This window comes from Flavobacterium adiutor, from assembly GCF_048282555.1.
Lineage (GTDB): Bacteria > Bacteroidota > Bacteroidia > Flavobacteriales > Flavobacteriaceae > Flavobacterium.
The window spans coordinates 1,440,039-1,453,898 of record NZ_CP182487.1 but is presented as its reverse complement, the minus strand read 5'-3'; the positions used below and the strand labels follow the sequence as shown (position 1 = coordinate 1,453,898).

Annotated in this window: 11 protein-coding genes; 9 read left to right on the top strand and 2 right to left on the bottom strand. The window is 35.8% G+C overall.

Features of this window, described 5'->3' with window-relative positions; all coding sequences use genetic code 11:
* The first annotated feature begins 1 nt into the window (after position 1).
* Entirely contained in the window at positions 2-2,836 is a 2,835-nt protein-coding gene (locus tag ACNC7R_RS06480; RefSeq protein ID WP_417940128.1) for a LamG-like jellyroll fold domain-containing protein, read from the top strand.
* A gap of 264 nt (positions 2,837-3,100) precedes the next feature.
* On the opposite strand, the gene cydB is transcribed toward ACNC7R_RS06480, so the two are convergent.
* Positions 3,101-4,177: a cytochrome d ubiquinol oxidase subunit II gene (gene cydB / locus ACNC7R_RS06475; RefSeq protein WP_417940127.1), complete on the bottom strand. Its 1,077-nt coding sequence runs from the start codon at positions 4,175-4,177 to the stop codon at positions 3,101-3,103.
* A 2-nt stretch (positions 4,178-4,179) separates the two neighbouring features.
* Positions 4,180-5,526 carry a cytochrome ubiquinol oxidase subunit I gene (locus ACNC7R_RS06470; protein WP_417940126.1) on the bottom strand — a complete coding sequence of 449 codons (1,347 nt, stop codon included), beginning with the start codon at positions 5,524-5,526 and terminating at the stop codon, positions 4,180-4,182.
* A gap of 257 nt (positions 5,527-5,783) precedes the next feature.
* Between ACNC7R_RS06470 and ACNC7R_RS06465 the strand changes: the two genes are divergently transcribed.
* The 8 genes from ACNC7R_RS06465 (at position 5,784) to ACNC7R_RS06430 (ending at position 13,699) form a co-directional block, all read left to right on the top strand.
* The gene (locus tag ACNC7R_RS06465) at positions 5,784-7,202 is read left to right on the top strand and encodes an MBL fold metallo-hydrolase (protein WP_417940125.1); all 1,419 of its coding nucleotides are present in this window, start codon (positions 5,784-5,786) and stop codon (positions 7,200-7,202) included.
* A gap of 108 nt (positions 7,203-7,310) precedes the next feature.
* On the top strand, positions 7,311-7,874 hold the full coding sequence (locus tag ACNC7R_RS06460; protein ID WP_417943150.1) for a YeeE/YedE family protein: 564 nt from the start codon (positions 7,311-7,313) through the stop codon (positions 7,872-7,874).
* Between the two features lie 11 nt (positions 7,875-7,885).
* Complete coding sequence (locus ACNC7R_RS06455) at positions 7,886-8,362, top strand: DUF6691 family protein (protein ID WP_417940124.1); 477 nt, start codon at positions 7,886-7,888, stop codon at positions 8,360-8,362.
* Positions 8,363-8,670: 308 nt separating this feature from the next.
* A complete protein-coding gene (locus ACNC7R_RS06450; protein ID WP_417940123.1) occupies positions 8,671-10,242 on the top strand; it encodes a glycerol-3-phosphate dehydrogenase/oxidase in 1,572 nt (523 codons plus the stop codon).
* 240 nt (positions 10,243-10,482) lie between these two features.
* Positions 10,483-10,944: a MarR family winged helix-turn-helix transcriptional regulator gene (locus tag ACNC7R_RS06445; RefSeq protein ID WP_417940122.1), complete on the top strand. Its 462-nt coding sequence runs from the start codon at positions 10,483-10,485 to the stop codon at positions 10,942-10,944.
* A gap of 4 nt (positions 10,945-10,948) precedes the next feature.
* Positions 10,949-11,581: an NAD(P)H-dependent oxidoreductase gene (locus ACNC7R_RS06440; RefSeq protein ID WP_417940121.1), complete on the top strand. Its 633-nt coding sequence runs from the start codon at positions 10,949-10,951 to the stop codon at positions 11,579-11,581.
* A 33-nt stretch (positions 11,582-11,614) separates the two neighbouring features.
* The gene (locus ACNC7R_RS06435; RefSeq protein WP_417940120.1) at positions 11,615-12,181 is read left to right on the top strand and encodes a YceI family protein; all 567 of its coding nucleotides are present in this window, start codon (positions 11,615-11,617) and stop codon (positions 12,179-12,181) included.
* A 243-nt stretch (positions 12,182-12,424) separates the two neighbouring features.
* Complete coding sequence (locus tag ACNC7R_RS06430) at positions 12,425-13,699, top strand: hypothetical protein (protein ID WP_417940119.1); 1,275 nt, start codon at positions 12,425-12,427, stop codon at positions 13,697-13,699.
* The last annotated feature ends 161 nt before the right edge of the window (positions 13,700-13,860 follow it).

Here is a 13,860-nt window from a genome sequence, read left to right as displayed (position 1 = left end):
TATGAAAAAAAATTACGTTATTCTCTTTATATTGCTTTTTGGAATAACCACTGCATTACAAGCACAAAATAATGCAATCAATCTTGATGGCACGGCTAATTATGTAAGCATTCCTAATACCTATTCCTTAAATAATAGTGCTTTTACTGTCGAATTTGATTTTTATATGAATTCCTTACAGGATTATAATGGCGGGGTTTCCTCAACCAATAATGCTGGCATCCCTCAACCCTTTGATTTCTATGTAAATAATCTGGGTGAAGCTAAACTGGCTTTAGGCAATGGTTCAAAATCTGAAACGACTAATTTAACTACTTTAAATGCAGGGCAATGGTATCATATTGCCATAGTGGTAGATAATGGATATTTGAGCGTACAGATAAACGGCAACCTAGCAGCACTTTCCATTATAGATGTTCCATTATCAAGCACGGGAAATATTAGAATAGGAGACCGTATGGATGGCGTTACGAACGCCAATGCTAAATTTGACAACGTTCGCATCTGGTCTGTAGCCAGAGCTTTTTCAGAAATACAAAATAACAGAAGTACCTGTTTAACCGGAAATGAAGCTGGTTTAGATATTTATTACACCTTTGAAAACATTTCTGGAAATACCGTTCCTGATATTGCTGGAAATAACGGCAGCCAAAATGGTACTATTACAGGTAGTTTTTCTAATACGGTTGGTACAGCTTGTACACCAATGATTCCAGCTGCTCCCACAACAAATTATGCTACACAAATTTTTGCAGGCGACGACAAAACACTAGCCGATCTTCAAATTACTGGAAACAACATCAAGTGGTATTATGAACCTCCAGGAAATTACTTACTATCCAACGATTATCCGTTATTTGATAAATTAATGTATTATGCGACACAAACTGTAACAGGTCTAGAAAGTACCAATCGATTAGCCATACCCGTAAACAGAATTTCTAATGCTACACAAATTGTTCCTCCAGCCAGTACTGTTGCCAATTTAGTTGCTAATACACAAACAGGCGCAACAGCACAATGGTTTACAACTCCGTCTGGCGGTACTCCTTTAGCAAGTTCGGATGCTATTACTTCTGGGACTTATTATGTAGAACAAGTTATACCTGCTACTGTAAACACTTTAGGATCTGGCTTTAATCTACCAACAGGAGTTGCGGTACAAGCCGATGGCAAAATTTTAGTGGTAGATAGTGGTAATCTTGCAGTAAAACGTATGAATGCTGATGGAACAGGTATTGAAACCTTAGGGTCTGGCGGATTTAATTCTCCATATGATGTTGCCATACAAGCCGATGGTAAAATTCTGGTAGCGGATTCTGCTTATGGTGTTAAGCGTATGAATGCTGATGGAACTAATATAGAAACAGTAGCTTCAGATTTTTTTTCCGCACTTGCAGTTGCGGTACAAGCTGACGGTAAAATTCTGGTATCCGATTATTTTGGTGGTGCTATAAAGCGTATGAATGCCGATGGTTCCGGTATTGAAACATTGGGGCCTAGTTTTGATCTACCTAACCTACCAACTGGAGTTGGCGTACAGGCGGATGGTAAAATTTTAGTGGTAAATTACGATGCTATTAAACGTATGAATGCCGATGGGAGCAATTTAGAAACAGTACGGTCAGGATTTAGTGCCTCAAACGGCGTTGCGGTACAAGCGGATGGTAAAATTGTGGTCGCCGATTTTATGAGTGCTGTAAAACGTATGAATGCTGATGGTACAGGTTTTGAAACGTTAGGATCTGGATTTAATTCTCCATATGATGTTGCCATACAAGCCGATGGTAAAATTGTAGTAGCAGATTATAATGATAATGCCATAAAACGCATCACCGAAGCCTCAACTAGTAATCGCGTGGCGGTACAAGTAGCCACTACAACTACTCCTGCTACTCATTTAAATTTTGATGGTATTAATGATTACATTTCATTAACTCATTTTGAAAAACCAAACGAATTTACCATCGAGGCTTGGGTAAAAAATGATTATAATACTGGTACTATTATCTGCTGGGGTAAAAACACCAATGATACCAGTCATACTAAATTACGTGTACATGATGGAAATGTAAATTTCTACACTTATGATAATGTGAACGATCTAAATAGTACTGTTTCATCTTCCATTCATATCAATAGCAACTGGCATCATATAGCCGTAGTAAAAAATGCAAATCCTACAAACAACCTTGAAATTTATGTGGATGGCGTTTTAGGCGCAACGAGTACGGTAAATATTAATATTACCTCAGATAATTTATTGATTGGAGCAAGAAGCTATAATAATTCAGATCCTTTTGATTTTTTTGAAGGCGAACTAGATGAAGTGCGCATTTGGAATGTTGCCAGAACAGCTACGCAAATTAATGCGTCTAAAGACTGCGAATTACTTGGAAGTGAAAATGGCTTACTAGCCTACTATAAATTCAATCAAGGATATGACCAAGCGAATAATGCCGCTACTAGTACGTTGACCAACTCAGTTACTGGAGGTTCTAATGGTTTTTTGAATAACTTTAATCTTTATGGAATCCAATCAAATTGGTTAAACGGCTCTCCTATCACCTCTGGAGTAACCTGCGCCAGTCTTGGAACTGATGACTTTCTAAGTTCGAATGATTTTCTAGTTTACCCAAATCCATCCTCAGGAGTTTTTAACATACAAACCCAAGAAAACACCTTATTGGAAGTATATGATGTTTCAGGTAGAAAAGTAAAATCTCAAAAAGCTACTTCAGAAACTTCACAAGTAGATTTGTCTGGGTACAATAATGGGGTTTATTTCCTGAAAACTAATCAAGGAACAACAAAGTTGATTAAAAAAGGTTTATAGTTATTCTTATAAAAGCCAATTACTAAAAGACTAAAAAGCGCAAGGAGATGTATTTCTTCTTGCGCTTTTTTTGGTTTGCTTTTTAATGAATAATATTTTTTAAATAAATAACAATATAATTTTATTGAAAAAAACTAAATGCACATAAACCCATAATTTTTTTTTGTGATTAATATTTCTCCTATTTGATCCAGTCACATTTTGAACTCTTCAATCGTATTCTATATAACTATGCTCATTTTTTGAGTAGAATACTAAAATAGTTTAATGCTCCCCATACCCAACATCATCCATCTTCCCGCTAAACACACGATACTGAATAATAAAATACACAATAACCAGAAACAAAGCCACAAAAAACCAGCTTAAACCGGCGTTTAAACCGTATTCCCCTGCTGCTGTATTGTAAATCGTTAATGAAGGGTTTACTTTATTCGTTGAAGGCAAAACATTCGGAAAAATGGAAACCGCTGTTGAGGCAAATCCGCCCACTAAAAACAAAGTTGAGAAAAGAAATCCGTAACCATCTTTTTGAAATGTACGCACTTTGAACAATCCCAAAATGCCAACAAAGGTTAGTATCGGAAAAAACCATAAAACCGGATTTTCTATAAAATTATGAAATGGCTTAGGTTCTATAAAATGCCAAACCTGCAGTGAAATAAAAACCAAAATCAATAAAACAATGTTCAGTTTAAAAACCACATTTTTAAGCTTGGGATTCAAAGATGAATTGGTTTTGTAAATAATCCAGTTTGCCCCGTGAATGGTCAAAGCGACAACACTCACAATTCCCAAAAACAATGTAAACCAGTCAATAATCCCTAATTCATTCGCCTGTGGACTAAAAGTCGGATTCCATAAAGGCAGAAAGAAATAATGGGCTTCCTGAGTTGAAACTCCGTTTTGAACCATTCCGAGATTGACCCCGCGAACGATATTCCCTAAGGCAATTCCGAAGAAAAGTGCCAAAAGCAAACTCGCTATTCCGAAAGCTTTGTCCCAAATTGCTTCCCACATGTGATGATGTACCTGTCCACGCATTTCCAATCCGATGGCACGGAAAATCAAAAGCCACAAAATCATAATCAAAGGCAGGTAAAATCCGCTAAAAGAGGAAGCGTATAAAGTAGGAAAAGCAAAAAACAAAACCCCTCCGGCGGCAATCAGCCAGACTTCATTAGCATCCCAAAAAGGACCAATAGAGTTTGTAATGACTTTTTTATCTCTTTCCGTATCGGCAAAAAACAAATGAATAATTCCTGCTCCAAAATCGTAGCCGTCCAATACCAGATAGACAGCCAGAATTCCCATTAAAACTACATACCAAAAAAATTCCATACTTATATTTTTTCTGTTGAAAGTTCCACATCATGCGGCCCTTTATTGATAATTTTTCCAATCAAAAGCAAAAACAGCATCCCAAGTAAAAGATACAATCCAATAAAACCCAATAAGGTAAACAAGGTATTTCCGGATGAAACCGTAGGCGAAGCGCCCGATGCTGTTCGAATTAAATTATAAACCAGCCAAGGCTGTCTTCCTAATTCGGCAGTGTACCAGCCTGTGGTATTCGCGATATACGGAAACGGCATCATAAACAGCAGTGACCATAAAAGCCATTTAGTTTCAAACAATTTCCCTCTGATTAACTGGAAGAGTGAAAGGACCATCAAGCTGATAAATACCGTTCCCAATCCTACCATAATATGATACGCATAATATAATCCTGAAATATTGGTTGGGTGGAGGTCTTCTTCAAACTGATCTAGTCCTTTAATTTCCTGATTCCAGTTTCCATACGTCAGGAAACTCAAAATATTCGGAACGGCTATTTTATTATCGAGTTTTTTGTCTTTCACATCCGGCTGACCAATTAAAACAATTTCAGAACCTTTCTTTTCGGTATGAAAAATCCCCTCCATAGCGGCAAAAGTTACAGGCTGGTACTTCACCACGTTTTTAGCCAGTAAATCTCCTGTTGGAACTGCAACGATGATACTTGAAATTAATCCAAAAATGACTCCGGTTTTTAAAAACAATTTTCCAAAAAAAACATTTTTTCTGCTTAAAATATAAAAAGCACCAATTCCGGCAACCACAAACGAACTCGTTACCAAAGAAGCCGCCTGATTGTGCAGGTAAGAAGGCCACAGCCAGGGATTTAAGAACAACGCTTTGAAATTCGTCAGTACAAATTTTCCATTTTCTAAAATTTCATAGCCTACCGGATTCTGCATCCAGGAATGCGTGGCAATAATTAAATAGCCACTGGCCCAGGAACCAATCATAATTAATAACCCGGTTACAAAATGCCATTTATGCCCGAGAAGTTTTTCTCCAAATAAAAATAATCCCAGAAAAGAAGATTCGAGAAAGAAAGAAAACATTCCCTCCATGGCCAGTGTCTGACCAATAATTCCTCCGGTCAATTCAGAAAACTTGGCCCAGTTGGTACCAAACTGAAACTCCATTGGAATTCCCGTTACAACGCCCATTGCAAAATTGAGAGCGAAGATTTTCATCCAAAAATGGGTGGCGTGATTGTATTGTTCGTTGTTGGTTTTGAGATATTTCCATTTGAAGTACACAATAATGAGCGAAAGACCCATTGTAAGCTGTGGAAAAAGATAGTGAAAAGTAATGGTGAAGGCAAATTGCATTCGGTCATAAAAGAGCATTTCTTCCATAAGGTAATTTGTTTATGAAGTTCCACAAATTTACCCATTAAAACCGGAATTTCTGTCCTGTAAAACTAGTTTATTTGTAAATTTTTAAACCATATGAGTAAATATAATTTTACGAAAAATCTAAAATGAACTTGTATCACTTATATCGTGAAATTATTTAAAGTTTTTTCTACAAAACCAGATTTCTGTAACATTAGTCACTTACTTTAGCCCAAAACAAACTTACCTTTGTCATCCAATTATTTACTAAGAGAATCATGAAAATCGAACAAATTTATACCGGATGCCTCGCACAAGGTGCTTATTATATTACTTCAAACGGTGAAGCCGCCATTATCGATCCGCTTAGAGAAATCCAGCCTTATCTGGATCGTCTGGAACGAGACAGCGTTAAACTGAAATATATTTTTGAAACGCATTTCCACGCCGATTTCGTTTCTGGTCATCTTGATTTAAGCAAAGAAACCCAGGCTCCAATCGTGTACGGACCAAATGCCAAACCTGAATTTGAATGTATTGTTGCTAAAGACGGACAGGATTTTAAAATTGGAAATATCACTATCAAAGCTTTGCATACTCCAGGCCATACAATGGAAAGTACGACTTATTTACTTATTGATGAAAATGGAAAAGATTACGCTATTTTTTCCGGGGATACTTTATTTATAGGTGATGTCGGACGCCCTGACCTTGCTCAAAAAGCTGCCGGAATGACTCAGGATGAATTAGCCGGGATTTTATTTCATTCGCTAAGAGAAAAAATTATGACTCTGGCTGATGATATTATTGTTTATCCTGCACACGGGGCAGGAAGTGCCTGCGGAAAAAACATGAGTAAAGAAACGGTTTCGACCATCGGAAATCAAAAAGCAACCAATTATGCTTTGCGGGAAAATATGACCGAAGCCGAATTCATCAAAGAGGTCACAGATGGCTTGCTGCCTCCCCCAGCCTATTTCAGTATGAATGTGGCCATGAACAAAAAAGGGTACGAAAGCTTCGAAACGGTTTTGTACAATGGAATGAAAGAAATCAAAGCCGAAGATTTTGAAGCTGTAACAGAAGAGACCGGAGCATTAATTTTAGATACAAGAAATGCAGTAGATTTTAGTAGAGGCTATATTCCGCAATCGATCAACATCGGAATCAATGGTGATTTTGCTCCATGGGTTGGAACTCTAATTGCCAATGTAAAACAGCCGATTATTCTGGTTACCGAAGCTGGTATGGAAGAAGAAACCGTAACCCGTTTAAGCCGTGTAGGTTTTGATACAATCATCGGACATTTGAAAGGAGGTTTTGAAGCGTGGGAAAAAGCCGGTTATGAAACAGATTCTGTAAAACGAATCACAGCAGAGCAATTTGCAAACGAAGCTGACATTCAAAAAGACAAAATAATCGATGTTCGAAAAGAAACCGAATACGAAGCTGAACATATTGAAGAAGCCTACAGCAAACCTTTGGCTTATATTAATGACTGGGTAAAAGATATCGACCCTAAAGAACATTTTTATCTGCATTGTGCTGGTGGTTATCGCAGCATGATTGCCGCATCTATTTTACAGGCTCGAGGATTTAGAAATTTTACTGAAATTGAGGGTGGATTTGGAGCAATATCCAAAACAAATGTTCCAAAAACAGATTTCGTTTGTCAAAGCAAAACTCTAAAATCATAAATATTGAACATAAATTCCCACCATATAAGTTATATTAGTTAACTCAATTAAAGCTTACTTATATTTACTTATATCACTTATATGGTTCAAAACATTTTAAAAATGAGCATATTAGAAATCATTAAAGAACCATGGCCTTGGTACGTTGCCGGTCCGTTAGTCGGATTAACGGTACCTGTATTATTAATTATCGGAAATAAATCTTTCGGAATCAGTTCCTCATTGCGCCATATTTGTGCTGCATGTATTCCTGCTAATATTTCCTTTTTTAAATACAACTGGAAAAAAGAAAGCTGGAATTTATTTTTCGTTCTAGGAATATTTTTTGGTGGTGTTATTGCTGCTTATTTCCTGTCAAATCCAAACGCTGTTGTAATCACTCCCGAATTGTCAGCAAAATTAGCCCATTACGGAATCACAGATCACACCGGTTTAGTTCCGTCACAATTATTTTCGTGGGAAAGTTTATTCACACTTCGAGGGTTTATCATGATTGTTGTGGGCGGATTTTTAGTAGGCTTCGGAACCCGTTATGCTGGAGGCTGTACAAGCGGACATGCAATTATGGGATTATCAAACCTGCAATGGCCGTCATTAGTCGCTACAATCTGTTTTATGATTGGTGGTTTTATAATGTCCCTTTTGATTTTGCCTTATATTCTTTCACTTTAAAATTAAAAAAAATGAGTTTAGAAAATAAAAATACAGACAGCGAAGGAATCAACGCAAGTCAGCAAAATGAATCCGTATTCGGAAACCTAAAATATTTAATCGTCGGTATCTTTTTCGGAATCATATTCGTAAAAGCCGAAATCATCAGCTGGTTCCGTATTCAGGAAATGTTCAATCTTGAATCGTTTCATATGTACGGTGTGATTGGAAGTGCCGTTGCTGTTGGATTACTATCGGTTCAATTGATAAAAAAATTCAATATCAAAACTCTTCAGGGAGAAAAAATTGAAATCCAGCCAAAAACTTTCAACAAAGGACAAATCTACGGAGGTTTGTTATTCGGTTTCGGTTGGGCGATTACCGGAGCTTGTCCAGGACCTTTGTTCGCTCAAATTGGTACTGGTGCTACAGTTATCGTTGTAACTTTAGTAAGTGCGATTGCCGGAACCTGGGTCTACGGATTGGTAAAAAACAAACTTCCTCATTAAAAATTTATTTCAGGTTACAAGTCGTTTCAGTCTTCAGGTTGATATGCTTTGAATAAAGTTTAATCGAACGCTAAGATATACGCAAAGTTCACAGAGTTTTTTCACAGAGTTTTTTCACAAAGCTTGTGAACTTTGCGTTTTTCATGAGCTTTCTATTTAAAAAACATTACGCTCTTTGAGGTTAAATATGTTCAAAAGTCAACTTGAAACTTGAAACAAATAAAAACCAAATCCGTTTCTTCATCAATTTTTAATTTCCTTTTGCTAAGTTTGCTTTCAACAACATTTTCCAAAAAGTAAAATAAAATATGATTCGTTCCGAACAGTTCTCTCAATTACAAAATACCGAAAAATGGGACATAATCATAATTGGCGGAGGAGCAAGCGGTCTTGGAACTGCGCTCGATGCTGCAAGTCGTGGTTACAAAACAATCTTACTGGAAGCCGTTGATTTTGCAAAAGGAACTTCGAGCAGAAGTACAAAACTCGTACATGGAGGAGTTCGTTATTTAGCCCAAGGCAATGTGCATCTCGTACGCGAAGCATTAAAGGAAAGAGGGTTACTGGCTCAAAACGCAGGACATTTAGTCAAAAATCAATCATTTGTAATTCCGAATTACAATCGCTGGAGCGGCTATTTCTATACGATCGGATTAAAAATTTATGATTTATTAGCCGGAAGCCTAAGTTTAGGCACTTCAAAATATATTTCAAAAGAAAAAACCATCGAAATGCTTCCGAATGTACAGGAAAAGGGATTGGTAAACGGCACCGTCTATCATGACGGACAATTCGATGATTCGCGTTTGGCTATCAATCTTGCACAGACTGCTGTAGAAAAAGGTGCCTGTGTTATCAATTATATAAAGGTTATTAATCTAATAAAAGATGATACAGAAACTATTATTGGTGTACAGGCAATAGATCAGGAAACGGGAACAAAATACGATCTAAACGGATCGGCAATCATAAATGCCACAGGCGTTTTTACGAATGCCATAATGAAGCTCAACGATAAAGTGTATAAAAAATACATTGTTCCCAGTCAGGGAATCCATTTAGTATTTGACAAATCTTTTTTGCCCGGCGATCACGCACTCATGATTCCAAAGACAAAAGACGGGAGGGTTTTATTTGCTGTTCCCTGGCATAACCGTATTGTCGTAGGGACTACTGACACTCTAATCAAAAGTCACAGTTTAGAACCTGTTGCACTGGAAAGCGAAATTGAGTTTGTTTTGGAAACAGCACAACGTTTTTTAGCAAAAAAACCAACAAGAGCCGATGTCTTATCTGTTTTTGCTGGTTTACGTCCGCTGGCTGCTCCTAAAGAAGAGGGTAAAATCACCAAAGAAGTTTCAAGAAGCCATAAAATACTGGTTTCTAAAACAGGTTTAATCACGATTACTGGAGGAAAATGGACTACTTATAGAAAAATGGCTGAAGAGATTATTGACAAAGCTATCAAAACAGGAAAGTTACCTAAAAAAGATTGTGTTACTGAACATCTTACTATTCATGGAAACAAACTCACCACTACTGCTGATCGGGAAAATCACCTTTACATTTATGGCTCAGATATTCCTAAAATAAGTGAATTACAAAAAACTGAACCAGAACTAAACGAAAAACTGCATCCCGATCACGAATTTACAATGGCAGAAGTAGCTTGGGCTGTTCGTTATGAAATGGCAAGAACTGTTGATGATGTTTTGGCCAGACGCGTTCGCTTATTATTCATAGACGCCAGAGCTGCAATTGAGTCTTCTGAAAAAACAGCAAGATTGATAGCAAAAGAACTTAACCACAATGAAGCGTGGATTACAAAAGAAATTTCAGATTTTAAAAAGATATCCAAAGGATATATTTTATCCAAATAGCACAAAAAAACTACAATTCAGTTACATAAAAAACAGCATTACAAACTGAATATAAGACTTTTATTAATTACATTTAATGAATATTTTGAATTTAAAAAGCCTTATTAGATTTGTACTACTTATATAGAGTTATAGCATTAATTATCCTTTTTAATTATTAACGAAAAATTAACACAGACATTTGTATATACAACTATTAAAATATATACATTTGTATATACAAATTATACACTTACAACTATGACAATTGAAGAGGTTATAAAAAGTACTGTTAAGCTGGATAATGCGAAAAAAGCTATTCTGAATATCATGTATACACAAAATGTGATTCAGGATCATTTCAACGAGTTGATAAAACCGTATGATCTGTCTGGAGAACAATATAATGTACTACGCATATTAAGAGGACAAAAAGGAAACCCTGCCAATATGTGTGTCATACAGGAGCGCATGCTTGCCAAAACAAGTAACACAACCCGATTAGTGGATAAACTATTATTAAAGGAATATGTAACCCGGAATGTCTGTCCGGAAAACAGAAGAAAGATTGAAGTTTTAATCACCCAAAAAGGACTTGATGTTTTAAAAGAATTAGACCCAAAAGTAGATGCACATGAGCGCAGATTTGCTTCCAATATAAGCCCAGAAGAATTAGAATTATTAAATCAATTATTAGAAAAATACAGAACCCAAGAAAATTAACATCATGAGTACATTATTAGACAATTTAAACTGGAGATACGCAACGAAAAAATTTGATGCAGCCAAAAAAATCTCAGAATCAGATTTAAATACATTAAAAGAAGCTGTAAGATTAAGCGCTTCTTCATACGGATTACAGCCATTTAAAGTGGTTATTGTAGAAAACCCTGAATTAAGAGAAAAATTAAAAGCAGAAGCCTGGGGACAAACTCAAATCACAGATGCTTCTCACCTGTTCATTTTTGCAAATGATGTAGCTCTTGATGCAAATTCAGTTGATCAGTACATGAAAAACATCAGCGAAACAAGAGGTGTTCCTGTTGAAGCCTTAGAAGGTTTTAGCGGTATGATAAAAGGGCAGATTTCTGGCTTATCAAACGATGCAAAAAACGTCTGGACAGCTAAACAAACTTACATTGCTTTAGGAACATTATTAAGCGCAGCGGCCGAATTAAAAATTGATACTACGCCAATGGAAGGTTTTAACCCTGCAGCCTTCAATGAAATTTTAGGTTTAGACAAATTAGGCTTAAATGCTGCAGTTGTTGCCACTATTGGATACAGACATGATGAGGACGAGGCTCAGCATTATAAAAAAGTTAGAAAATCTCAGGAAGAATTATTTATCACACTTTAATTATTTAATAACAATCAAAATCAATTTTACAACATGAAAAATTTAAAAACAATTGCAATAGCATTATTCGTAGCAGTGGCTGGTGTTTCAGTAAACGCACAAACTAAAAAAATCGATGTAAAAGCTTCAACTATCAAATGGGTTGGTAAAAAAGTAACTGGAGAACACTCCGGAACTGTAAACTTCAAAGAAGGAGCTTTAGTTTTCAAAGGAAAAAAATTAACTGGAGGAAGTTTTACAGTTGATATGACTTCATTAACTGCAACTGATTTGACAGGAGAATACCAAGGAAAATTAAATGGTCACTTAAAAGCTGACGATTTCTTTGGAACTGACAAATACCCAACTTCAAAATTAGTTTTCAAAACAATTGGAGCAAAATCAGCTGATGTTTATACTGTAACTGCTGACTTAACTATCAAAGGAATCACTAAACCTGTAACTTTTGACATTGCTGTAAAAGGAAATACTGCAACAACTGAATTTAAAGTTGACAGAACTAAATACGATATCAAATACAACTCTGGTAACTTCTTCCAAAACTTAGGAGACAAAACAATCAATGACGATTTTGAATTGGCTGTAACTTTAAAATTCTAATATTTCAGACTTACTAATTTGAGATTCAGCCCCCCAACAATTTAAATTGTTGGGGGGCTCTTTTTTTACTTAATCATCGACAAATGGTTTAAAAATTCTGATAAAAAACACAATAGTAACCTTCTTAATATTGTTCTAACATTATGATAACATGAGGAAATGTTTTGATTAACATTCGGCTTTTAATTTTGACTTCGTTAAAAAACAATAAAAATCAAAAACTAGAAATCAAAAATTATAGTTATGAAAACTAAATTACTCATTCTCATTATAACATTTATCAGCACTTTTACTCTTCAGGCACAACAAAAAGGAATAACAGGAACATCCAACTGGATGAATAACTGGACTAACTTTAAACCAGCAGCGATAGAATATAACGAAGCCACAAATATAATTGCAGGAACAATTGATAAAGACACGAAGCTAACCAAATCCAATACCTATCAATTGGTTGGTATTGTTTATGTAACCAATAATGCGATCCTTACAATCGAACCCGGAACTGTTATCAGAGGTGATGACAAAACTTGTGGCACATTAGTAATTACAAACGGCTCAAAAATTATGGCCGAAGGTTTAGAAACTGATCCCATAATTTTCACTTCTAATAAAGAAACTACCGAAAGAAAGCCTGGCGATTGGGGCGGAATCATTATTCTGGGAAAAGCTCCTATCAATAAACTGGGCGGTATAAGCACATTGCCTTTCAACTTGGATCCAATATTAAATCATTATGGCGGTCAGGATGGAGAAGATAATTCAGGAATCCTGAAATATGTACGCATTGAATATTCAGGAAGAAAATTAAGTGCTTTGAAAGAGCTTAACGGACTTTCACTTGCGGGAGTTGGAAGAAAAACAGTTTTAAGTAATATTCAGATAAGTTTTTCTAATGATGATTCTTTTGAATGTTATGGTGGCGATCTGAATATGAATAACCTGATTTCATACCGAACTACAGACGATGATTTTGATTTTACTCAGGGAGCCCAAATAAATATCAGCAACAGTATTGCTATCCGCCATCCTTTTTCATCGGATATTTCAGGTTCAAGATGTTTTGAAGTAGATTCATACGACAAAATTGAAAATACAGACGTGACTAAAAAAATGACCCGAATAAATGCCAGCAACATCACTCTTGTAAATCTGGAAGAAAATAATCAGGGACTGGTTCGTGAATCTGCTCATATTGGAGAAAATACATTTTTCAACTTAACCAATAGTGTCGTTTCAGGCTTCACGCCTTTCATACTTTTAAATGGAAGCATCGGAAATGGAAATGAGAATTTATCAAAAATTACATTAAAAAACGTAATCGCTAACAATTGCAATGGCGGAATCATAAGCGAATCTGCAAGCAATGATCCCGGAATTAAAAACTGGTACAGCAACCCTGAATTTGGAATAGAAACTACCAAAATAAAAAGTGAAGAATTATTCGTAACACCTAATATTAAAGGGAATACGGACTTTAGAATAAAATCAAACAATGCAGTCGCAAGCGGAAAATAAACAATAAAAATCTAATGTACTTTTTACATATGTAACAAATTTATAAATTAAGAAAAGTTTTTTTTTGCTTTGAATGCATTCTAATTCAAATTACATTTATATATTTGCCTTATCAAAATAAGATTATGAAAATTACAATGAACAATACTTGGTGGTGGAAG